This window comes from Paraburkholderia sp. PREW-6R (genome assembly GCF_039621805.1).
GTDB lineage: Bacteria > Pseudomonadota > Gammaproteobacteria > Burkholderiales > Burkholderiaceae > Paraburkholderia.
This window is the reverse complement of sequence record NZ_CP155073.1, coordinates 624,347-647,344: the sequence shown is the minus strand read 5'-3', so window position 1 is coordinate 647,344 and position 22,998 is coordinate 624,347. Positions and strand designations below refer to the sequence as shown.

Genomic DNA, 22,998 nt, shown 5'->3' with positions numbered 1-22,998 from the left:
CTCACCTCCTTTTTGCGGCCCCCTGCCGCGCTGGCCCGAATTCCTGCCGAAGGTCCATTGGTGGTATTGGCGCCGCCGCCCCGTCTTTCCCTTCGCCACGTTTCAGTTCCAGGCGCACTCCAAAGAAAAAACCCGCGTTTTGCGCGGGTTTTTCTTTCGGGAAGTGCGCCTCGCAGCGCACTTCCCCATGTGTTCCCGTTGAGCCTCGAACGAGGCCCAAAGGCAATTACATGTCCATGCCCATGCCGCCCATGCCGCCGGGCATGCCGCCAGGCATCGGTGCGTCTTCCTTCGGCAGTTCGCAGACAGCTGCGTCGGTGGTCAACAGCAGGCCAGCGACCGAAGCTGCGTTTTGCAGCGCCGTGCGCGTAACCTTCGTCGGGTCCACGACACCTGCGTCCACCAGGTCGACGTACTCGCCGGTTGCCGCGTTGTAGCCATAGTTGCCCTGGCCAGCAGCAACCGCTGCCACCACGACGCTGGCTTCTTCGCCGCCGTTCGTGACGATCTGACGCAGCGGCTCTTCCATTGCGCGCAGAACGATCTTGATACCTGCGTCCTGATCGGCGTTAGTACCCTTCAGGCCTGCGATTGCCGTGCGAGCGCGGATCAGCGCAACACCGCCGCCCGCCACGATGCCTTCTTCCACCGCTGCGCGCGTTGCGTGCAGTGCGTCTTCGACACGCGCCTTCTTTTCCTTCATTTCGACTTCGGTCGCAGCGCCAACCTTGATCACTGCAACGCCGCCTGCCAGCTTGGCCACGCGTTCCTGCAGCTTTTCACGGTCGTAGTCCGACGTTGCTTCCTCGATCTGCGTGCGAACCTGCTTCACACGTGCTTCGATGCTTGCCGCTTCGCCAGCGCCGTCGATGATCGTGGTGTTTTCCTTGCCCACTTCGATACGCTTCGCTTGACCCAGTTCGGCCAGCGTTGCCTTTTCGAGCGTCAGGCCGGTTTCTTCAGCGATGACTTGACCGCCGGTCAGGATCGCGATGTCTTCCAGCATAGCCTTACGACGATCGCCGAAGCCCGGAGCCTTCACAGCAACCGTCTTCAGAATGCCGCGGATGTTGTTCACCACCAGCGTTGCCAGTGCTTCGCCTTCGACGTCTTCAGCGATGATCAGCAGCGGACGGCCAGCCTTTGCGACCTGTTCCAGGACCGGGAGGAGGTCACGAATGTTCGAGACCTTCTTGTCGTGCAGCAGCACGAACGGGTTGTCCAGAACGGCAACCTGCTTGTCCGGATTGTTGATGAAGTACGGCGACAGGTAGCCGCGGTCGAATTGCATACCTTCGACAACGTCCAGCTCGTCTTGCAGCGACTTGCCGTCTTCAACGGTAATCACGCCTTCCTTGCCGACCTTGTCCATTGCTTCAGCAATGCGGTCGCCGATCGACGAATCGCTGTTCGCCGAGATCGCGCCGACCTGAGCGATTTCCTTGTTGGTCGTGCACGGCTTGCTGATCTTGCGCAGTTCGTCGATAGCGGCTGCAACAGCCTTGTCGATGCCGCGCTTCAGGTCCATCGGGTTCATGCCCGATGCAACGTACTTCATGCCTTCGCGAACGATCGACTGAGCCAGGACCGTAGCGGTCGTGGTGCCGTCGCCTGCGTTGTCGCTGGTCTTGGAAGCCACTTCCTTGACCATTTGTGCGCCCATGTTCTGGAGCTTGTCTTTCAGTTCGATCTCTTTCGCGACCGACACACCGTCTTTGGTGACCGTCGGGCCACCGAAGCTGCGTTCTAGCACAACGTTGCGGCCCTTCGGACCCAGCGTGACCTTCACGGCGTTCGCGAGGATGTTCACGCCTTCAACCATCTTGGCACGGGCGGAATCACCGAATACGACGTCTTTAGCTGCCATCTTCTAACTCCTTGAATTCTGTGGATAGGACCGGGAAAAGTAGCGGCTTTGCGCTTACTTCTGCACCACGGCCATGATGTCTTCTTCACGCATCACGAGCAGTTCGTTGCCGTCGACCTTAACGGTCTGGCCTGCATACTTACCGAACAGAACACGGTCACCAACCTTCACGTCGAGTGCGATTGCCGCACCCTTGTCGTCGCGCTTGCCCGGGCCGACTGCCAGAATTTCGCCTTGATCCGGCTTTTCTGCTGCGGCTTCGGGGATCACGATGCCCGACGCGGTCTTGGTTTCTTGATCCAGACGTTTGACGATCACGCGATCATGCAAAGGACGAAGGTTCATACATACTCCTCTCTTGATTGAGACTGAAGAACGCTGAGAAAACCCGGCTGACCGAGCCAACCGGCGATGTTGTTAGCACTCTCGTGCAGTGAGTGCTAATTATATGGAGCGGTGGTGACAAATTCAAGAAGGGAAGCGCGGCAAATGCGAAGATCATGCCGTGCGTCGGTGTAAACCCGGCGAATTGCACGCCAAACTGGCAGTTCATGCGGCGACGGGGCCTAGATAGCCCAGTCGTGATTCTTCGTCAAAACAATCACTTGCACGCTGTGGTGCCCACACTTAAGTTGTTTGGGCTCGGAAAATCGCGTAGTCGAGCGGCCGCCGGTACGCGGGAAGACTCCCCGCGCAGACCTGCCAGGGAAATCCCTGGCGCAGGCCGTGGCCGGCGTCGATGTCATCAGCCCACCCAAGTGACGGCTATATTGAGAGCGACTGACGTAGACCCGAATCTCCCGCGTCTGGACCGCGAAGCTCCGGAACAAAGCCGCCATTACTTTGAAGAACGTGGACGCACTGCGTTCTGCGCCATCCACTTGAGCCGGCCACAGTCGGACTTCACGCGCGCGGCGAACTCCGCCGGATCGCCCTCGCGCAGTTGACTCATTTGCGTGCTCTCGTCGTCCATGCGGCGCCAGCCTGCCTGCCAGTGCTGCTCGAAATCGCTGACGCCGTGCTGCACCTGTCTGATGCGCTCTTTATACGCGGTAATGCGCTCGGGCGCGACGCCGCAAAAGTCGTGTGCGAAATGCGCGCGTTCGGCCGCCGTCTCGACATTCGCATTCGCGATGTCCTGGTCGGCGAAAGCTGGCCTGCCAGCGGCTAATGACAGCAATAGCGTGCAGGTTGCCAGGAACAGCCGCCGATACACATATTGCCTTTTCACCATGCTCGCTCCTTACGTCCGCCGCGCCGGTTAGCTTTTGTTCGAGCACGCCTGACTTGAATCAGGCTGCCCCTTCGGGCCACCCAGGCGTTGGCACACGCCGCCGCTACTGGACTGAATACCCGCGCCCCTGCATGCATGCACCGTACGCATGCCAGTATGTGTTCATTGCGTTCTGCTTGCCGGTGTTCGCGGCCTGCGCCTGCGCCGCGTGCTGCTGGCGGCTGCGCACGCCGCCCGCCAGCACGCCCGCCGTGGCGCCGACCGCCGCGCCGTGCCCCGCATCGTGATGGTTCACGTCGCCGACAATCGCACCCGCCGCCGCGCCTCTGGCCGCGCCCGCCGCGCGCGCACCTGTTGGAGCAGGCGGCGGCGCGGCCTGAGCGACGGTCGCGGGATCGATCCCGGTGTTCTGCTTCGCCCACGTGTAGCAGGCGCTTTCGTCCTGCTGCTGCTTCTCCGGGCTCTGACCATGCGCGGGATATACGGCTGGCTTCTGAGCCAGCGCTGCTGCACTAAGACCCAACAGCATGAACACAGCAAGACGCTTCATACCACTCTCCATACATAAGTAAGCGCCGCCCCGGCGTTAAAACAGCAACAAGGCAGCGAGGATCCGCCGCCGATTGAATTGGTTGAAGACAAATGAAACCGCCGCCGACGTGCGTAAGCGAACGAACGGCCAATCATTAACGCTTGCGTATTGATGGCAAATGAAGGTTGCAATTCTCAATAACGTGTTCATTGGCAGCCAACGAAATGTCTTTCGACCGCCTTTGTTCGTTGCGCCATCCGGCTGCTTTCCGCCGATTTCAGAAAACAGCCGACTCGGAAAACCGGGTGATTTAAGCGTCGCAATAGAGTCCAGAAACTTCTGTCACCCTTATCAACGATGGCAACCGAAATCCACTGCAAATCGCGCAATCCTTGCTGGCGGCCAATGGCAACCAATGCCGGCCCATGCGGCCAAAAAGGCTCGACCCGAGCCGCCAGATCGGAGAGAGCCATGATCGCGACAGCATCATGAGTCATGGTAGGCGAGCGTCCGATACACGTGCGCGGAAAAATAGTTAAATTACTTTTGACCCAAAAATGTCCCATTCCGGCTTGCCTGCGCGACGGCATTTCTGGCCTGTGCGGCAACTGAAAGAATGAACCACTTTCACCGCACTTCATTACGGTCTCACCGCTCCCGGAAACACTGCCCCGATCCCGCAATTGCCAGGGATTCTCCCAGGCTTTTTCGCCTTTTTCGCGGAATTTTCACATGCATTTTTTGAATGTGTCGCTAATCGACTGCACGATGGCGTTTTCGCGCGCTATGCTGATCGCTGCGGCGGCAACCACAGGTGTTACGCTGAAACCAAGAGCCTTCGCGGCAATCAGCCGCTGTTCAGCGGCAGAACTAGCAGCTATCAGAACACTCCGCGAAGAACAATGCCGGCAAACGGCTAAACATCGCTGCGGGAGCGACTGCGATGCGACTTAGAACATATACAGCAATCACTTTAGCGGTCTTCAGCAGTGCTGCTTTTGCATGGCAGCCGCTCACCTATCCGGTACGCAGCCAAAGCCCGTATCAGCGCAGCATCGATACGGCGACCTGCTACGCCATGGCGAACAAGCAGACCAAGGTCAATATCGCCCACGAGTCGCAACTGCCGCCTCGACAACCGGCGGCGACCAGAACGTCCTCCACCGGTGTGCCGTCGCGGCCACCCCTGCCCCCCAGCAGTTTCTCGGCGGCGCCGTTCGGCACGAGCATGCCCGCCGACATGAGCGCGCCGGACGCGAGCGCGTCAGCGCCCGCCACGGCCGCAGCGCCGAAGCCGGCAAGCGGGAGCACGGCACACGCGCGAGGCAAGGCGACGACCACCGCGACAACCGCAACCGGCGCATCGGCTACCATGGCAACGGCTGCCTCAGCAACGGCTGCCTCAGCGACGGCAACGAGCGCGGATAGCGGCGCATCGTCAGCCGCTATGGCTAGCGGCGCGCAGAGCGCGGCAGTCGGCAGCGGCACACAAATGCCGCCGCTGCCTGCACCGGAGCCGCCGATGACACAATATTGGGCCGCGTATGGCGCATGCATGCAGGCGCGGGGTTACGTCGTCCAGTAAGCCCGGCGGCAAGCCTGCACGGTGCCTGGTTTTTTCGATGGTGGCGCCGGCATTCGGTGCGCATAGACGAACTGGCAATGCTTAGCGAACCGACTTCCGATCAGCACGACTCATCCGAATGCGGCCACTGCGGTGCGCCGCTCGACCCCCGTCTCGCGGCGTGTCCATCGTGTCATGCGCCGCAGGTCGATTCATTCAGCACCCGTCCGACCGCTGCCCCGCAAGCCACGAAGCTTCGCATTCCCCTGCCCGACCCCGAGCTGCCGATCGAGACGCACTTGCCGGCTCGACGCATCTGGCGCCCGTCGTCGAGCGCGCGGACTCATCCGTATGCGCTTCTCGAAGAGCCGGTGGCTGCTCCGCCTGTTCTTCAAAGGATGCGGCAGCCGCTCGTCCTCAGTGCGTCGGCGCTGCTGGTGGCGTCGGCGGTATATCTTGGGTTCATTCACAGCAACGACGCGAGCGTGCCGCCGCCAATCGGCGTGTCCGGCAAGGTGCAGACGCAAAGCGGACAGCCGTCGTCGATCGTTGCCACGCGGCGCTCGGCCATTGTCGCCGCGTTACCGTTCACCGCGCCGGCGCGGCCCGCGCAGATTCAGTCGCCGGCAAGTGCGCCCGCCGTTACCGCGGCCCCGGGTCAGCGGCGCGGCGTGACAGCGTCGGCTTCGGCCGCAGGCTTGCTGTCGGGACCAGCCGCCGCCTCCGCAATGAAAACAACGCCGCCTGATAGCGCACGCGTCCAAGGCAGCCAGCTGGCCAGCGAGACGGCCGACAAGCCCCGCGCGGATGTCGCGCGGCATCTGCGAGCCGCGCGTGCGAATTTGCAGCAGAACAATCTGTCGGCGACCAAGGCACGTCTTGCCGCCGCGATCGCCGAGGAACCGCGAAACCGTGACGCGCTGAGCCTGCGCGCCACGGTGAGCGCCCGCGAACAGCAACGCGACGCGCTGCTGAGCCTTGCTCGAGGTTGCGGCTATATTTCGCGCTGGAATTGCGTGTCGCGCAACGCCGGCACCGCGCTAACGATCGACTCCAGCAGCAAGGAAGCCCAGCAGCTCGTGACCCTCGCCCAGCGCGAGACGCAGCTCGCGGTCGTGCCGCCGCCGGTCGTCGAGCCGCAGCCCGAGCCTGTTGCCGATTTACGGGATCTGATGGCCCATCACTAAACGGGCCCTTGGAAAGCGCCTATGCGCGAGGCCGCCTCGCGTTGGCGAAGGGCGGGCGCGACGTGAAGCCGGAAGCCCGGAAAGCCGCGCCAGGCTGGAACGCGCCGCTAGCGCGTCGAAACGGCCAGCGACGAAACCTGTTGCGCAATCGCCCGATACCGGTCCGCGGTATCCCTGAGCGTCAGACCCGCCAGCGAGCGTTGCGCGCGCTTCTGTCCGAGCGCAGTCACCACCGCATCCACGTAAGAACGCAGATCGTCGGTGTCCACCAGTTGCACACCCGGAAAGCCGTTGGCGAATGCGAACGCCGGAATCTTGCTGGCGACGATCGGCACGCCCGACGCAAGCGCCTCCAGAAACGCCACGCTGTGCGCTTCCGAGCGCGACGGCATGACGAACACGCTCGCCTCGGACAGAAGCGTGGCGACGTCGGTACGAGGCCCCGCCACGGTGACGCGGTCCTCGACGCCCAGTTCCTTGGTGAGGTCGATCACTGCGCGCTGATAATCCGGATCTTCGACCACGCCATACAGCGCGAGGCGCGCGCCTTCGACCTGTTTGAGCACTTCGCTGAACGCACGCACCGTCAGCAGCTGGTTCTTGACCGCCGCATAGCGGCCGATCTGCACGACAAGCGGCGGCCGGTCGTTGCAGTCGACGCCGTCCGTGAACGCAAAGCGCGCGAGGTCCACGCCGTTGGGCACGACGGTCATCGAAGGATGCGCGCCGATTGCCTGCACGTAGTCGGTCACGCCCTGCTGCGACACGCCGATCACCATCCGCGCGCGGCCTGACAGGATATGTTCGATACGCCGGAACAAGGGCCGCTCGAAGTCGTTGGTCGCCGAATGCATCACGTAGACGACGGGCACGCCCAACGGCAGCGAGCGCGCATAGAACGACGGGATCGTGGCGTGCGCGAAGATCACGTCCGGACGGAAACGGCGCACCGCGGCAAAGAGGTTCCACAACTTGCGCAGCGGACGATGCCGCCGCCGCGGAAACCAGCATTGCACGCCGTGGCCCGTCAGCTCATCCTGTAGCGACTGGAAGTCGGCGTGCGCGGGCGACAGCGATGCCACGCACACGGCCATTCCCTCGGCACTTTGATCGAGGGCGAGGTCTTTCGCGAGGACTTCGGCGCCCGACAGACGCGGCGCGAGCACGAGGTGAAAAACACGCATCACGGTGTCCTCGCAGTCAGCGTCCGGAACAGCATCCACGCAGCCGCGCAGCCGAGCCCGAGTGTCATCGACCAGGCAATGCCCGTCACGCCCCAGTAGTGCACCGCGAGCGGCGCGCTCGCGAGCAGCACCACCACCTGAATCGCGGACGCGTGGACCGTCGCCTTCGCGTCGCCGACTGCGCGCAGATACGCCACCAGCACCGCGATCAACGCACCGATCGCCATGTTGATCACGAGAATCCGGAACAGCGGCACGGCCGGCAGCCAGGCCGCGCCGAGAATCAGCGAAAAGAGCGGCTCGGCGATCAGTCGCAGCACTTCGACGAACACCGCAAGCCCCACCGCGACTGCCAGCAGATAGATCCTGATGAGCCGCGAAGCCTGCTGCGGATTCCTGCGATGATGCGCCGCAAAAGTCGGAAACAGATATTGCGACATGGCGATCGCGGCGTCGGCAAGCAGCATCTGCGCAAGTCGCGACGACATCTGATAGCCGCCGAGCTGAGCCGGTCCGAGCAGTTTGCCGACCACCACCTTGTCGAACTGGTTCAGCAGCAGATTGATCACGCTGCTGGCCCAGATCCAGCGGCTGAAGCCGACGTACTGGCCAATGCCCGACCAGACCGGGCGCACCGGCGGCCGCGGATTCATGGTCGCCCAGGTCAGCGTGCTTTTCAGTGCTTCGCCGGCGACGAGTCCGATCAGCACCGAAGCCGCACCGGCACCGAAATAGGCGAGCCCAAGGCCGACGGAACAGTCGACGAACGATGCCGCCACTTCCACGCCGGCAATATGCTGGAAGCGCCGCTCGCGCTGCACGACGTAATAGGTCGGCGACGCCAGCCCGCGCAGCAGCGGCAAGGCGGCCGCCAGCTGAATCAGCACGAGCGAGCCGTTCAGATGGAACTGGCTGCTGAGCAGCGGCGCGAGCGCCACCAGCAGCAGCGAGATGAAGATGCCGCGCGCGGTCAGCGTGGTCCAAACCGCGCCGAGCTGGGAGCGCGTCGGCGAATGCTCGCCCTGGATCACCGCCTGCGCGAGCCCTGTATCGGACAGTGCCTCGGCGATCGCCACCGCAAGCAGTGCGACGCTCACGCTACCGATTGCAGCCGGGCCGAGCATGCGGCCAATCGCCAGGAATTTGATAGCCACGAGCCCGCGCACGGCGAACTGCTGCAACAACACCCAAGTTGCCGCACTCGCACCGAAACTGCCCGCTATCGAGAATGCCGGAAGCCTGATCGCCCGCAAGCTGATCTCCGTTGAATCGCAACGCCGCGATCGGTTGCGCAGCGAGGATGTCGAGCATCGCTGCGAACGCCGTCGGCGCATAATGAGTTAGGTCACACCAGCAAGCTGGCGAAGTTTTGATCGAACACTAGCCACGACCTTACCGCGAGACAATCGCCGACAACCGCCATCAACTAGGCCGGTTCGGCCTCGACCAGCGGCCGCTAGTACGTTGACCCACAGAGCGGCTCAAATGGACAGTTTCATGCGCGTCGGGCAGTGCTAACGTTGTTCTGCTAGCGCAGCTGGAAGGGCTGCGCATGGGCAATCTCGAACAACGAATATGGCGACCGACGCGATGGAACAAGACTACGTCCTGATAGTGGAACCCAATCTCACGGGGCATCGCTGGCGCTATGTCGAGTGGACCATGCAAGCGTGCGCCGAGGCGGGCTATCCGTGCATTTTCGTCACTGAATGCGCGAATGAAGATCACCGGCTCGCGCGGCAGATCAGCGAGGCTAATCGCCCGGATCAGCAGATCGCCTTCGTCGATCCTGAGGAACTGCCTCGCAGAAGCCTGCGCGGCTCCAATCAGTACTCGCGCTTTCATCACTACTTCAAGCGCGTGCACAAGATCATCAGCCGCATGCAGTCGATCCGTCTCGTGGTCGTGCCCTATGCCGACTACTTCTTTTACGGGCTGCCCTTTCTCGGTTCGCCATTCGGCGATACGCCCTGGATCGGCATCACCATGCGCTCGACCTTTCATCATCACAAGGTGGGCATCAAGGCGCCCGACCGTCCGCTCGTCAACGCGATCAAGGCGCTTATTTTCCGGCGTGCGGTCCGCACCACGGGCTTGCGCACGTTGCTGACGATCGATCCCACGTTGCCGGAATGGGCCGCGCGTCATGCATCGAAAGGCAGCGCGAAAGTGGCCTACGTGGCCGACCCATTTCCCGATGAACATGCCGAAGATCCGGCGCTGGCGCGCGCGCGTCTCGGCCTCGCGCCCGATCAGCGATATCTGCTCGTGTACGGCGCCATTACGGAAAGGAAGGGCATCTACGAACTCGTTCATGCGCTCACACGGATGGACAAAGCTCCCGCGCTGATCGTGGCAGGCGAGCAGGACGCGGGCACGCGGCACTTCATGCGCAATCACATCCGCAGTCTGAACCCGCCGCCCGTCGTGCTCGATTCGTTCATTTCGAACGAGATGGAGCGCGATCTCTTTTCCGCCTGCGACGCCGTCTGGCTCGGCTACAAAGGTCACTACGGCATGAGCGGCGTGCTCGTGCAGGCTTACCGGTTCGGCAAGCCCGTGATCGCCACCGAAGATGGTCTGATCGGCTGGTTCAGCCGGCGCTGCGAGTTGGGACCGGTGATGAGCGACCTGAGTTCGGCTTCGATCGGCAAGGCGATCACCGAGACAATGACGTCGTGGCCGCATGAACCGCAACACGTGCCCCCGGCGCGTGAAGACCTGATGTCGCGCCACACGCTCGGCCAGTTCAAGCAGACGCTGCTTCAGCAGATGGCCTGAGCCGAGCTGATTCGTACGCCGATCCGCAAGCCGGATCGCCGCTACGGGTCCCTGAAATACAATCGGCCGTCAATGCGACGGCCGATCTGTTTTTGACGCTATAACGCAATCTGGCGCCGTTGCCGGCGTAGCACGATCATCAGGATAACTGCCCGCCCGCTACCGGCGGTAAATCCTGATGGACGAGCGGCGTCTCCTCGCGCGCTGCTTGCGGCGTTTCCTCGCGCACAGTGGCGACCTCATTGGCAACGACCGGCGCTGTGTCCTCCGCAGCCGGCAGCGCGTCGTCACGCACCGCGCTGCTGCGCTTCACCGGGAACAGTTTGTTGCGCAACAGCAGGAACGGATACTCGATTGCACGCGTCGTAGCGTAACCAATGAAAATCGCAAAGGCGAACTGGAACGTCAGCGCGACGATCCAGATCGCGCTCGGCGGAAGACCGAGCGCAGTCGCCTTGCGGATCACCATGTCGCCAGGCGCGAGCGCAAGCGAGTGCCACAGGTAGATTCCATAGGAGTAGAGACCGATCCACGCTACGCCGCGATACAGCCACGTCTTGCGCAACGAACCCGAGTACTGCAGCGTGAACATGATCAACGCTGCAAAGCCGATGGCCTGAATCGTGTAGCCGACGCTTTCGTCGAGCGCGAGGTTCTTCGTCGCGAACGCAAGCCATGCGCAAAGCAGCGCCACCGCAGTGAGCAGCATCCACTTGCGCTGCGCGATCTGTTTGTAGACTTCCGGCTTCATCCAGTAGATCGCCGCGAGAATCACGCCGACGAGCAAACTGTCGATACGGTATTGCGTATAGGCAAATGCGCCATCGAGGTCGCCGCCCGCCACCGCAAAACAGCGCGCTATGAGCACTACCGCACAGATCCCGCTGAGAATGCCCACAATGGTCCACGCGCGCAGTCGCATCCGGGCGAACAGCAGCAAAAGCGCAGGCAGCACGAGATAGAAATGTTCTTCGACCGCGAGACTCCATGTCTGCGAAATGGAAGTGCCGAGATAGTTCTGCAGATGGGTCAGGTTCTGGAACAGAAAGCTGTTCAACGGATGGCGCCCCGCCAGTACATGGAACGCAATCAGCACGTAATAAGCAGGCCAGATGCGGAAAATCCGCCGGATGATAAAGCGTTTCGCGTCGACGTGGCCTTTTTCCGAGTACTGTCGAAGCAACAGGCCGCCAACCAGAAAGCCGCTCAGCGTGAAGAACAGATTGACGCCTTCACGGCCGAAGTTCTTCAGCGGATACTCGATGATCTGAATCAGGACATTACCGGTGTGAACAGCATGAAAGTGAAAGCCCATCACCGCGATGATCGCGATACCCCGGACGAAGTCGAGCTCGATTGCCCGGTCCGCTTTTGCAGGTCCCGACCCGCCGACTAATTTCATGTTGTTCTCCCCTGTCGATCGGAGTTGACGCTGAGCGCCTGCTTCCAATCCCATGCAAAATGGTCCCTGTCGATTCCGAGGGCACGAAGCCCTTTCTGCATATTCGGCGGCGCCATGCGCGCGTGTGCGCCAACTTCAAGGTATTGACCGACAACCTGTTCCAGTGTGCGCGCGTCTTGCAGAGCATACCCTTGCCAGTGTCGCCAGAACCCAGGCAATTGGTGACGAACGTGGTTAACCCAACATCCACGACGGGCGATTCCCGCACAATGAATCTATGTGAGACCGTCCGCAACAGACCGGCGGCGAATGAACCGCAACGGGGAGGAATCAACAATGCGCCATCAGTACGCAACGCCGTGGATATGGATCTTTCTGATACCACTTGCGTTTGACTATAAAGCCACCGACGCCAACACGGGCCACCTGATCCAGTTCGTTTTCGTTATTCCGGCCTTTGCAGCAGGCCTAGCCCTTTATCTGATCGCTCCGCGTTTTCGCGAGCGTTCCACGCTGCGAACGGTCGTCACGTCCAGTCTGATGCTGTGTGTGGCGGGCAGCATTGTTGCCCAGATCCTTCAGGACAACGACACGGGCAACTACCTGCGCACGCTGCTGCCTTTCGTGCTGTTCCTGCTGGGTTATCTGGTGGCGTGCCGCCCGTGGAGCGAATACCGGATCTCGCAGTTCGAAAGGGCACTGTTCGTCGCCAACGTGATCAGCGCCCTCTTCACGTTCGGCTACGGCATGGCGACGGGCGGTGATCTGGAGGACGTGCGCTATCGGATCATCTCGGTCACGCTGCTCGGACTGCAAGGCGTGTTGCTGCACGAATTCGTCGTCGCGCGGCGCTACACGCTGATTTCAGTGTTGACCTTCCTCGCCACGATCCTGTTCGAACTGCTGAGCGTCACCCGCAGTCTGCTGGTGGGCACCGTACTGCTCTTCGTGATCGCACTGGCGATGAGCGCACCGTCCGCGCAGCACATGTGGCGCGCGGTCACGCGCGGCCTGCTCGTCGGCGCAGTGCTCGCGGGCGTGGCCGGCGTCGCCGCGCTGAGCTTTCCGACGGTGGCCGACCACTGGACACAGCGCATTTTCGCGTCGGAAGAAACGAAGACCGGCAAGGATCCAACCACGATCACCCGCCTCGCGGAAATGCGCGATCAGTACGACCAGGTCACACAGTCGCCCGAGACGGTGCTCTTCGGCGAGGGCTATGGACATTACTATCGCTACTCCCCGCTTTATCTGCCGGACCTCGCCGGCCAGATCAGCGAGCAGGACTTCTACGCGATCAACGAATGGGCCGCCGGTCACAACTTCTGGGTCTATCAGTTCTTCGCAGGCGGTCTGTTGTTCGGCATCGGCATGCCGCTCGCTACGCTCGCCGCGCTGGCCGTGTGCTTCTTCGCCTACCGTCACTGGCGCTCGGTCGTACCGGACGCGCCTTTGCTGCCGGTTCTCGGCCGCGCGATCATGCTGTTTGCGGCGCTGCCGGCAACGTCGATTGGCGGCAATCCGCTCGGGCCACGATTTTCCGGGCTGGTTTTCGGCGTGGCGCTCGGATTGATGGTGGCCACCTATGCGCGCCTGCAGCGCGCGTTGCCCGCGCGGACCAAACGTGCACCGCGGCCCCGACCGCCGCGCCCGGGCATGATGCCCGCGCAGCCCGACCGCATTTATCCGGGCATGGGCCGCCCCGACCTTCCGGCTGCGCTCGGCATGACGCGTACCGTCAGCGATGGAGCGCCGGACTCGTCAGGCAGCAATCATTTCGGGGCGATCGTGCCGCACAACGCGCCGCGCCATCACAGCAACCGACCCAATATCGCGCGATGAAAATCCTCCACCTTCTTGCAAGTGTCGACCCGCGCGACGGCGGTCCGGTTGAAGGCGTTAGCCGCAGTGGCGTGGCAATGCAGGCAGCCGGCCATACGATCGAGGTCGCAACGTGCGACACGCCCGGCGCGACCTACCTCGCCGCGTTTCCGTTTCCAGTGCATGCGTTCGGGCCGACGCGCAACCGCTACAGCTACAGCGAGCGCCTTGCGCCGTGGATCGCCGAGAACGCCCGCCGCTTCGACGCCGTCATCGTCCACGGGCTTTGGCAGTATCACGGTCTCGCAGCGTGGAAAGCGCTGCGCAACAGCAACGTGCCTTACTACGTGTACGCGCATGGCATGCTCGACCCGTGGTTCAAGCAGGCCTATCCCCTCAAGCATCTGAAGAAGTGGTTGTACTGGCCGTGGGCCGAATATCGCGTGCTGCGCGACGCACGTGCCGTCATCTTCACGACGGAAGAAGAGCGAACCCGCGCACGCGAATCGTTCTGGCTCTATCGGGCAAACGAACGCATCGTGCCATTCGGCACGATCGTTCCGCCGCTCGACGCGGCAGCCGTGCGCGAAGCATTCCTGAAAAAAATGCCGGATTTGCGTGACAAGCGGATCGTGCTGTTTCTCGGACGGGTGCATGCTAAAAAAGGCTGCGATCTGCTGATCGACGCATTTGCGCGCGTGGCGAACCGCGATCCGGCGCTGCATCTGGTGATCGCCGGTCCCGATGAAACCGGCTGGATGACCAGCCTGCGCGCGCAAGCGAAGGCTGCCGGCATCTCGCAGCGAGTCAGCCTGCCCGGCATGCTGCAAGGTGAGCTCAAGTGGGGCGCTTTCCATGCGAGCGACGTGTTCGTGCTGCCTTCGCATCAGGAAAACTTCGGTGTGGCCGTGGCGGAAGCGCTCGGCTGCGGACTGCCAGCGCTGATCTCCGACAAGGTCAACGTGTGGCGCGAAATCGATATGGACGGTGCGGGGCTGGTAGCCGCGGATACCGTCGACGGCACGGAAAAGAATCTGCTGCGCTGGCTCGAAATGGATCGCGCGGCGCGTGAGGCCATGCGCGTGCAGGCTGCTCGCACGTTCAATTCGCGCTTCAGGATCGAAACGATGGCGGCCGCATTGACCGCTTTGCTGGAAACGAATGGCGGTCACGACGACCGCCATCCCGCTCCACTCACCACGTTTCGCGAGGCGACGCCGCAAGGCCGCTGACACCGCTGACCGCCGGATACGAAAAGGGCCGCATGAAGCGGCCCTTTTCGTTCCTGCGCTGCCGTTTTCACCGCAGCATCACATCCTGACCCCGTAAAAACGCGCAAGGGCGGGTGCCGACCGCGCACACGCCCTCGCTTCTTCTGCAGCGTTCACTGCTCCTTCATCAACGGCGTCAGCGTGGCTGCGGCGATCGGCAGTGTGTCCACGTGCGGCGACTGTATCGACATGGACGAACTGTTCGCGGCCTCGTAACGCGTATTGCCGATCACATCCGGCAAATCGAGCTGCTTGACCAGATGACCCGCCAGACGCAACGACAGCGCGGCAATCGTGATGGTCGGGAAATTCGCACCCACCGTCGGAAAGATCGAGCTGCCGCCGATATACAGGTTGCTCATCCCGTGTACCTTGCAGTTGCGATCGACCACGCCCTCGCGCGGCGAATCGTGCATGCGGGTCGTGCCCATGTGGTGCCACGTCCCTTCGAGCTTCGCAGGCCAGGTGCGGCCTTCGAGCGGCGCATCCAGTACCGTGTCCGCCACGCCCGACAGTTGCAACTCCTGCGCGAGCAACCCGAACGTCTTGTCGAACGTGCGCTGCACCTGATCGCCGAGGCGCCAGTCCACGCGGACGCGCGGCATGCCGAAGCGGTCCCGCTTGTCGGGTGACAGCGTGACCCGGCTGTCCGGGTCGGGCACGGCCTCGACGATCGCCTGCAACGTCACGCCCGTGATCAGCGCAGGCCACTGCAACAGCCGCGTCAAACCAAAACCCACCGTGTCGAGCGGATGCGCGGCCATGGTCGCGATATCGGCCTTCATGCTGCGGCCGGGCTGATCCTTGCCCATCAGCGCTTCCTTGCAGCGGATCAGCGCCTCCGAGCCTGCGCTGCCCTCGCCATACCAGCGCGAATAGAGCCACACGCGCGAGTTCAGCAGCTGCTCGCGCTTCATCCACTGCTCGGTGGGCGCGAACTGCGAAGAAATCTTCGTGCCGTGCGCGGACACCGCGACGTTCTGGTAGTGATACTTGATGTCGTACAGCTTGTTGCGCGCAACGCCCGGACGCATCCGGACCTTGCCCGACATCATGCGCGGGTGGTCCATGAAGTAGCGGCCCACCAGATCGTTTGCATTGCCGAGACCCGCGGCCTGCACGTTGTTCGAAGCGAGCAGCAACCGCGCGTTCTCGATGCCGCCCGTAGCCAGCACGAAAATCTTGGCGGACACCGAGATACGTCGCCCGGTGAACGTGCCGACCTTCACGCGGGTGATCGACGTGCCTTGCGGATTGGCGTCGATGTTGAGCACATTGGCATGCAGAAACACGCGAACGCGTTTCGAATTGGCGAGTTCGTCGCGATACACCTTGCCAAAGCGCAACGGTGGGCTGAATTGCGCAACGGTGTCGCGCAGATCACCGGTGCTCAGCGGAATGCGGCGCACATCGGGACGGCCAATTTCGCGCTCCCAGTAAGCGGGGTCGAAATTCTGCGGGCCGAGTTGCAACAGCTGATGCGTGCGTGCGTAATAGGGCGCAAGTTCGTCGAGGCCAAATGGCCAGCCGCTATGCGGAATCCAGTCGCGCTTCTCGAAATCCCACGGATCGAGCGGCCGACACCAACCGCCCCAGCAGTTGCTGCTGCCGCCGAAATAGCGGCTGCGCGAGCCGTCGGCGAATCGGTAGGGGAGCCCGGTGTTTTCGCCGCGATACAGATCGCGGGTTTCGTCATCGGGCGCAAATCCGCCGCTTTCGAGCAGGCATGTGTCGACGCCTGCACGCGACATTTCCAGCGCGAGCGTAATGCCTGCAACACCACCCCCGATGATGCAGACCGTTGTTTCAACAACCGAGTTTTGCTCAACAGTGCGAGTATCGATGAACATCCCCTACTCCCCATCTTCTTCATGCATGTCTTGGGTGCGTTGCGACGACCGCGCGCCAGTCCTGGCTGGGCGCCTTCGCGCAAACGTCGTGACCGGCCAGAATATCCGGGCCGCCCCGGGTGCAACCGGCCAATACCGGTCTCGAGCCGATTCGCGACGACTGCCTTTAACCGTCACGACCCGGGCCATTCAAGCGTATAAATAATCTGGCTATTCTTCTGTGCTTCAGGCAACGGAATCAAAACGGTTGCGGATGAAACGGCAAGGATTTCCGCCATACACGCCCCCCGGTTCGAGTGACCGATGCACGACGGACATCGGCGTCACGACGGCGGAGCGTCCGATGGTCACGCCCATCTGCACGACACATTTCGACGTGATCCAGACACCGTCTTCGATCACGATCGGCGCGACGCGCAGATCCATCGTCGTGCTCATGTCGTGGGAGCCGGCCGTGAGGAACGTGCCTTGGGAGATGCAGACATTCGAACCGATGCGGATCGGGGCCTGGTTGTAGATCCACACATCCACGCCGAACCAGCATTTGTCGCCGACTTCGAGATTCCAGGGCGCCTTCACGCGCACCGGATGCACGAAGCGGCAGCCGGTACCGATCTTCGCGCCGAACAGGCGCAGCAGCGCGACGCGCACGCCGGAAAAAGGCAGCAGTTTGTTGTTGATCACACATGCTTCGAGCACGAACCAGATGAGCTCGATCAGCGCGCCGCGCTTCGCCCGGTAGTTGCCTTTGCCGGCGAGGCTCAGGTCGATGACGCGAACGTCGTCGTGCGCAATGTTGCTTTTCGGCACGCGTCCAATGTGCGGATCGTCGGCTATGTTACCCATCAGCTTTCTCCAAACCACAAGGCGTGGTAAACATGGTCATGCATGCCAGCCCATTCACTTACATTATGTTGCGACGCCTTTCTGGTCTTCACGTACTGGCTGTGAGGGCAAGCGTTTTGGCGGCTTCGCGCGTGCTGGTTGGCGCACGATAGCTCTATCGCGACTGCACTTTCTTGGGGACTACGATGAATATCTCGCTTCGACAAACGACTGCCTTGATGCTGGTCGCACTTGCCTCGCACACGCTGCCCGCCTTCGCGCAAAACAACGGCGGTGCGGATGCACAGGCGCAAGCGCAGGCGCCCGCCGCGGTTCCCGCCAACGACTACGGCGCCGCCGGGCAGACACCCGCGAATCGCCAGGCAGCGCGCCGCGGCACTGAAACGAATCTGCTCGGCGGACCGCGCAGCTATGGAGCAGAAGCGCAAGGCAACGCTGGCGACGACCAGCGTGAAGCACTGCTCGACACGCAACGGATGACGATAGGCGGCGCGCCGGGCAAGCAGGCCGCGCCCGGCAAAAAGCAGCGCAACGGCGCGGCTGGCAACAACGGTGCGCTCAATGTCGCGGGCCAGGGTGCCGCCCCGAATGCTGCGGAAGGGATGCGGCCAGAAGGCGCTGCGAAGACCGCCTACGCCGACCCGTACGCCGGCAAGCATGCCGTGTACAAGTCCCCGTGGTGATCTCGCATTCATGACAGGGCGCGAACCGGATCACTCCGGCGCGCCTTCCTCTGCAGTAGCCGGCGCTTGCGGCGCGGCGACGGGTGCGGGCCTCGGCTCGAAATACGACGGCGCGGTTTTCACGCTCTTGCCGCGCAGGTCCTGGCGATAGAAGAGGCTCAGCCGGTCTTCGAAGGTCCGGATCGTGGACTCCGGCGACAGCTCCCTCTCCGCATACTCGCGCCCTGCCTGGCCGAGCAGCGCGCGGCGTTGCGAGTCGTCGGCAAGCACGGTGATCGCCGCGACCAGTTCCTTCGCATCGTCCGGCGGCACCACCACGCCGCGCGGCGCGACTGCCTCATAAAGCGCCGTGCCGCGCCGTGCCATTGCCACGGTAGCGCGGCCGCTCGCAAACATTCCGGTGAGTTTGGACGGCATCACCAGGTCCGCGGCATCGCCGCGTTGCGGCAGTACGTGAATGTCCGCGAGATTAAGCAACTCGTTGAGGCGCTCGAACGGCTGTAACGGCAGGAACAGGCAGTTCGTCAGTCCGGTGCAGCGCTTCATGAGATCGGCTTTCGCCGCGCCGTCGCCGCAGAAAACGAAAGTCAGGTCGCTTCGATCGGCCAGCAGCGCGGCAGCGTCCGCGAGCGTTTCGATGCCTTGCTTCGCGCCGATGTTGCCCGAATACAGAATCACTTTCTGTTCGGGCGGGATGTTCAGTTCAAGCCGGTATTTGCTCGGCTGCTCGAGCGGGAAGATGGTCGCCACGTCTACCCAGTTGGGCAGACACACGACGCGCGACGGGTCCACCCCCTTCGACGCGGCTCGCGTGCTCATCTGTCTCGTGATCGACGATACGGCGTCGAAGCGCTTGAGCAAGCCGCTCTCGAGCCACCGCGCCACGCGCGCGGCGCGCGAGCTTTTCAACAGGCCGAGGTCGAATGCCGCATCGACCTCGTAATCCTGAATGTGCAGCCACGCACTCGCCCGCGTCGCGCGTGCGAGCATCAGCATGCCGGGTGCGCACATCAACGTAGGCGCGATCAGCATCGCCGCGTCAGGACGCCACAACGCCTGCCACGCCAGCAACGGCAACGAACTGACCGCGAAGCTTGCGAGGTGCAGCATGCGCTTCACGCCGCCCGGTTTGGAGGGCACCCAGAGCGGCGCGCGGTACAGCGACACGCCGTCGAGCACTTCATGCCTGTAACGCCACCAGGCGAAACCTTTCGCCACACGCCAATGCGGGTAATAAGGCGGTGCGCACACAACGCGCACGTCGTGTCCACGGCTTGCCAGCAGCACGGCCATTTCCGCTGTGTATTTGCCCGCCCCTGTCAGTTCAGGCGCGTAGTTCAGGCCGTAGATCAGGATCTTCATTTTGGCTGCCAGACAGGTTAGGGCTAGATCGATCACAAGATGGCCGTGCGGCCATCCTGCAACTCAGTCGCTCAACATCAGCGCGCAACCGCGGGCAATATTGGCTGCGGCAGACGGCGGATCGAAGCGGCGAATCACATCCATGCAGCGGCGCGCCGTGCCCCCGGCGTCGGCAAACGCCTCCATTGCCTTGAGCATCGTGCGCTGCAATCCGGCCACGTCGCCGGCAGTGAACGCATAGCCGCTCACGCCGTCGATCACCAGTTCGGGCACGCAACCGCAGCTCTCGCTCACCACCGCCGGGCAGCCATGCGCGAGCGCCTCGTTGACGACGAGGCCCCACGGTTCGCTGTAGCTCGGCAACACCATGCACGTGGCGCCGTAATACTCGCGTGTGAGCGGCTCGTCCTGAAGGCTGCCGACGAATGTCACCGCATCGGTCAATTGAAGCTCGGCCACCTTGGTGTGCAGTGCGGCGGCCATCGGTCCCGTACCCACGATGCGCAGCTTCGCCGCGGGTATGCGCCGACGCACGCCCGCGAACGCTTCGATCAACGTGCCGATACCCTTCTCTTCCGACAGGCGCCCCACGTACAGAAACACCGGTTCGTTGCCCGCGCGCGCAGCGGTACGCTCCACCAGCGCACGCTCGGGCGAAAATGAGCCGGGCAACGCCGCGGCCTGACACGGGATAAAAATCTTCTCGCGCTTCGCACCGAGCGACATCAAGTATTCGCGGCTGCGTTCGCCGAAGCCGAAATAGCCGTCGCACAGCGAAAAGAACACGCGCTTTGGAATGGAGGTGAGCAGTTTCTTCGGCCGGTCACGTGCGGTGGAATCGCAAAACACCGCGCGACGCTTGCCGGTGACGATGCAGGCGGCGAGCATTGCCCAATACTCCGGACGGTGATAACCGGGCAGTACGATGAGATCCGACTTGGCGCGCAGCACTTCCCACGTGAGCCGCGCGATCATCTTCATGGTCGGCACGTCTTCGTAGCAGCCGTCGAACAGCTTCTGCATCGGATAACGGTGATACGAATAGTCGACATCGGAGAAGCCGATGCGGTCGTGCTCCGTGTCCGCGATCTGCACCATCGAGTAACGAATTGCTCCGGATGCCGAAATATTGTGCAACGCAGAGAACACAACGCCCTTGTGGCGCGACCACACGACGTTATGGAAGATCGTGACTGACGCTGTCATTTTAATGCCGCTCCTCGAAAAAACTTCCCTGCGTGCCCCGCGCCGGAGCGCGCGCACAACGTCTCAACGTAACGATGCCGCCGGCGCCGCGAACAAACGGCGCCTCGTGCATTCAGGCCTGCATGGCGGCAGCCGGCACCGAACCGGCGTGCGTGGCGATGAAATCCCGGTAGGTGGCCGCGATGCCTTCTTCAAGGCCGATCGTCGCGTGCCAGCCCATCGCAATGAGGCGCGACACGTCGAGCAGCTTGCGCGGCGTGCCATCGGGTTTCGACGCATCGAACACCAGTTCGCCCTCGAAGCCCACCACCTTGCAGATGCATTCCGCCAGTTCGCGGATCGACAGGTCCTGCCCCACGCCCACGTTGAAGAGCCCTTCCGTCACGTTCTGTTCGAGCACAAAGAGGGTCGCCGCTGCGAGATCGTCGACATGCAGGAACTCGCGGCGCGGCGTGCCGGATCCCCAAACGGCCAGCGTCGGCTCTCCCTTCATCTTCGCCTCGTGCGCCTTGCGCAATAGCGCCGGCAACACGTGGCTGCTGTTCAGATCGTAGTTGTCGTTCGGGCCGTACAGGTTCGTCGGCATCAGCGACACATACTGCGTGCTGTATTGGCGGTTGTACGCTTCGCACAGCTTCAGACCGGCGATCTTCGCGATCGCGTAGGCCTCGTTCGTCGGTTCGAGCGGCGAACTCAGCAGGTACTCCTCGCGGATCGGCTGCGGACACGCCTTCGGATAAATGCAGGACGAGCCGAAAAACACCAGCCGTTTTACCTTCGCGCGGTACGCGGCGTGAATCACGTTGGTTTCGATCACCAGGTTTTCATAGATGAACTCACCCGGGCGCGACGCGTTGGCGAAAATGCCGCCCACGCGCGCGGCCGCAAGCAGCACCACGTCGATCTGCTCGCTTTCGAAAAAGCGGTCCACGGCCGCCTGATCGGTCAGGTCGAGTTCCGCCCGCGTGCGCGTGATCACATTTGCGTAACCCGCTGCGCTCAGGCGTCTCACCAGCGCGGAGCCGACCATGCCGCGGTGCCCCGCGACGAAGATGCGTGCCTGTTTGTCCATTGCGATCACTCGTGATGTTCAAGCGCGGTGAAACCGGCCAGCGTGACAAGCGCGTCACGGCGTGCAATCTGATAGTCGGAGCGCACCATTTCCTTGACCAGTTGCGCGAACGACGTGGTCGGCTGCCATCCGAGCTTCGCATGCGCCTTCGACGGATCGCCCAACAGCGTCTCGACCTCGGCGGGGCGGAAATAGCGCGGATCGACCCGCACGATCACGTCGCCCGGCGACATCTTGATCTCGCGCCCTTCCACCTTTTCGACAATGCCGACTTCGTCCACGCCGGTGCCTTCGAAGCGCACGGTCACGCCGAGCTCAGCGGCCGCATGTTGAACGAACTGACGCACGCTGTACTGCACACCCGTGGCGATGACGTAATCCTCCGGCTGCTCCTGTTGCAGCATGCGCCATTGCATCTCCACGTAATCACGTGCATGGCCCCAGTCGCGCAGCGCGGACAGGTTGCCGAGATACAGCGTCTTTTGCATGCCGACCGCGATACGGGCGACCGCGCGCGTGATCTTGCGCGTGACGAACGTCTCGCCGCGCACCGGCGACTCGTGATTGAACAGAATGCCGTTGCACGCGTAAAGACCATAAGCCTCGCGATAGTTCACCGTGGTCCAGTACGCAAACATCTTTGCGACCGCGTACGGGCTGCGCGGATAGAACGGCGTGGTCTCCGACTGCGGAACCTGCTGCACGAGACCGTACAGTTCGGAGGTCGAAGCCTGGTAGAAGCGCGTCTTGTTCTGCAGGCCGAGAATCCGGATCGCTTCGAGAATCCGCAGCGCGCCGAGGCCATCGGCATTGGCCGTATATTCCGGTTCCTCGAAGGACACCGCAACGTGGCTTTGCGCCGCGAGGTTATAAATCTCGTCCGGTTCGACACGCTGGATCACGCGCAGCAGGCTCGTCGAGTCGGTCAGGTCCGCGTGATGCAGAAAGAGCCGCTGCTCCGGATCATGGGGATCACGATAAAGATGATCGATCCGGTCTGTATTGAACAGGGACGACCTGCGTTTGATGCCGTGTACGTCGTAGCCCTTCTCGAGAAGCAGCTCGGCCAGGTACGACCCGTCCTGTCCGGTAATGCCGGTAATCAGCGCGATCTTGCGTTTCATGGAGGATTCTCC

At 62.6% G+C, this 22,998-nt stretch carries 20 protein-coding genes; 6 read left to right on the top strand and 14 right to left on the bottom strand.

Translation table 11 applies throughout. The annotated features are described in order from the left end of the window. Positions 1–226: 226 nt before the first annotated feature. The 5 genes from groL to AAGS40_RS02845 form a co-directional block, all read right to left on the bottom strand. On the bottom strand, positions 227–1,867 hold the full coding sequence (gene groL, locus AAGS40_RS02865) for a chaperonin GroEL (protein ID WP_345813060.1): 1,641 nt from the start codon (positions 1,865–1,867) through the stop codon (positions 227–229). 54 nt (positions 1,868–1,921) lie between these two features. Then, on the bottom strand, positions 1,922–2,212 hold the full coding sequence (groES, locus tag AAGS40_RS02860; RefSeq protein ID WP_008923887.1) for a co-chaperone GroES: 291 nt from the start codon (positions 2,210–2,212) through the stop codon (positions 1,922–1,924). Between the two features lie 493 nt (positions 2,213–2,705). Beyond that, positions 2,706–3,101 (bottom strand): hypothetical protein, encoded by a 396-nt coding sequence (locus AAGS40_RS02855; RefSeq protein ID WP_345813055.1) that lies wholly within the window; start codon positions 3,099–3,101, stop codon positions 2,706–2,708. A 103-nt stretch (positions 3,102–3,204) separates the two neighbouring features. Then, positions 3,205–3,651 carry a glycine zipper domain-containing protein gene (locus tag AAGS40_RS02850; protein WP_345813054.1) on the bottom strand — a complete coding sequence of 149 codons (447 nt, stop codon included), beginning with the start codon at positions 3,649–3,651 and terminating at the stop codon, positions 3,205–3,207. 188 nt (positions 3,652–3,839) lie between these two features. Beyond that, the gene (locus AAGS40_RS02845) at positions 3,840–4,274 is read right to left on the bottom strand and encodes a hypothetical protein (protein ID WP_345813052.1); all 435 of its coding nucleotides are present in this window, start codon (positions 4,272–4,274) and stop codon (positions 3,840–3,842) included. Positions 4,275–4,576: 302 nt separating this feature from the next. Here AAGS40_RS02845 and AAGS40_RS02840 point away from each other — a divergent pair, with 302 nt between their 5' ends. Continuing rightward, the gene (locus tag AAGS40_RS02840) at positions 4,577–5,218 is read left to right on the top strand and encodes a hypothetical protein (protein WP_345813050.1); all 642 of its coding nucleotides are present in this window, start codon (positions 4,577–4,579) and stop codon (positions 5,216–5,218) included. A gap of 77 nt (positions 5,219–5,295) precedes the next feature. Next, positions 5,296–6,384, top strand: a complete 1,089-nt coding sequence (locus AAGS40_RS02835) for a hypothetical protein (protein ID WP_345813049.1) — start codon at positions 5,296–5,298, stop codon at positions 6,382–6,384. A 107-nt stretch (positions 6,385–6,491) separates the two neighbouring features. On the opposite strand, the gene AAGS40_RS02830 is transcribed toward AAGS40_RS02835, so the two are convergent. Further along, complete coding sequence (locus AAGS40_RS02830; protein ID WP_345813047.1) at positions 6,492–7,568, bottom strand: glycosyltransferase family 4 protein; 1,077 nt, start codon at positions 7,566–7,568, stop codon at positions 6,492–6,494. Then, positions 7,568–8,821, bottom strand: coding sequence for an oligosaccharide flippase family protein (locus AAGS40_RS02825; protein WP_345813046.1), 1,254 nt, complete (start codon positions 8,819–8,821; stop codon positions 7,568–7,570). The genes AAGS40_RS02830 and AAGS40_RS02825 overlap by 1 nt, the downstream gene beginning before the upstream one ends. A gap of 322 nt (positions 8,822–9,143) precedes the next feature. On the opposite strand from AAGS40_RS02825, the gene AAGS40_RS02820 reads away from it, so the two are divergent. Next, complete coding sequence (locus tag AAGS40_RS02820) at positions 9,144–10,349, top strand: glycosyltransferase (protein WP_345813045.1); 1,206 nt, start codon at positions 9,144–9,146, stop codon at positions 10,347–10,349. A gap of 139 nt (positions 10,350–10,488) precedes the next feature. On the opposite strand, the gene AAGS40_RS02815 is transcribed toward AAGS40_RS02820, so the two are convergent. Next, positions 10,489–11,751 (bottom strand): acyltransferase, encoded by a 1,263-nt coding sequence (locus tag AAGS40_RS02815; RefSeq protein WP_345813043.1) that lies wholly within the window; start codon positions 11,749–11,751, stop codon positions 10,489–10,491. A gap of 336 nt (positions 11,752–12,087) precedes the next feature. Here AAGS40_RS02815 and AAGS40_RS02810 point away from each other — a divergent pair, with 336 nt between their 5' ends. Next, complete coding sequence (locus tag AAGS40_RS02810) at positions 12,088–13,593, top strand: hypothetical protein (protein WP_345813042.1); 1,506 nt, start codon at positions 12,088–12,090, stop codon at positions 13,591–13,593. Beyond that, a complete protein-coding gene (locus tag AAGS40_RS02805; RefSeq protein ID WP_345813041.1) occupies positions 13,590–14,804 on the top strand; it encodes a glycosyltransferase in 1,215 nt (404 codons plus the stop codon). The genes AAGS40_RS02810 and AAGS40_RS02805 overlap by 4 nt, the downstream gene beginning before the upstream one ends. Before the next feature lie 152 nt (positions 14,805–14,956). Here AAGS40_RS02805 and AAGS40_RS02800 read toward each other — a convergent pair whose 3' ends face one another. Together AAGS40_RS02800 and AAGS40_RS02795 are read right to left on the bottom strand one after the other, a co-directional pair. Next, positions 14,957–16,693, bottom strand: a complete 1,737-nt coding sequence (locus AAGS40_RS02800; protein ID WP_345813040.1) for a GMC family oxidoreductase — start codon at positions 16,691–16,693, stop codon at positions 14,957–14,959. 225 nt (positions 16,694–16,918) lie between these two features. Further along, a complete protein-coding gene (locus AAGS40_RS02795; protein WP_345813039.1) occupies positions 16,919–17,539 on the bottom strand; it encodes a DapH/DapD/GlmU-related protein in 621 nt (206 codons plus the stop codon). Positions 17,540–17,757: 218 nt separating this feature from the next. Between AAGS40_RS02795 and AAGS40_RS02790 the strand changes: the two genes are divergently transcribed. Beyond that, the gene (locus AAGS40_RS02790) at positions 17,758–18,222 is read left to right on the top strand and encodes a hypothetical protein (RefSeq protein WP_345813038.1); all 465 of its coding nucleotides are present in this window, start codon (positions 17,758–17,760) and stop codon (positions 18,220–18,222) included. 30 nt (positions 18,223–18,252) lie between these two features. Here AAGS40_RS02790 and AAGS40_RS02785 read toward each other — a convergent pair whose 3' ends face one another. From AAGS40_RS02785 to gmd, 4 genes are all read right to left on the bottom strand, one after another. Next, the gene (locus AAGS40_RS02785; RefSeq protein WP_345813037.1) at positions 18,253–19,584 is read right to left on the bottom strand and encodes a glycosyltransferase WbuB; all 1,332 of its coding nucleotides are present in this window, start codon (positions 19,582–19,584) and stop codon (positions 18,253–18,255) included. Positions 19,585–19,647: 63 nt separating this feature from the next. Then, positions 19,648–20,790 (bottom strand): glycosyltransferase family 4 protein, encoded by a 1,143-nt coding sequence (locus AAGS40_RS02780; protein WP_345813036.1) that lies wholly within the window; start codon positions 20,788–20,790, stop codon positions 19,648–19,650. Between the two features lie 112 nt (positions 20,791–20,902). Continuing rightward, a complete protein-coding gene (locus AAGS40_RS02775; RefSeq protein ID WP_345813035.1) occupies positions 20,903–21,862 on the bottom strand; it encodes a GDP-L-fucose synthase in 960 nt (319 codons plus the stop codon). 5 nt (positions 21,863–21,867) lie between these two features. Beyond that, on the bottom strand, positions 21,868–22,986 hold the full coding sequence (gmd, locus tag AAGS40_RS02770) for a GDP-mannose 4,6-dehydratase (RefSeq protein ID WP_345813034.1): 1,119 nt from the start codon (positions 22,984–22,986) through the stop codon (positions 21,868–21,870). Between the last annotated feature and the right edge of the window lie 12 nt (positions 22,987–22,998).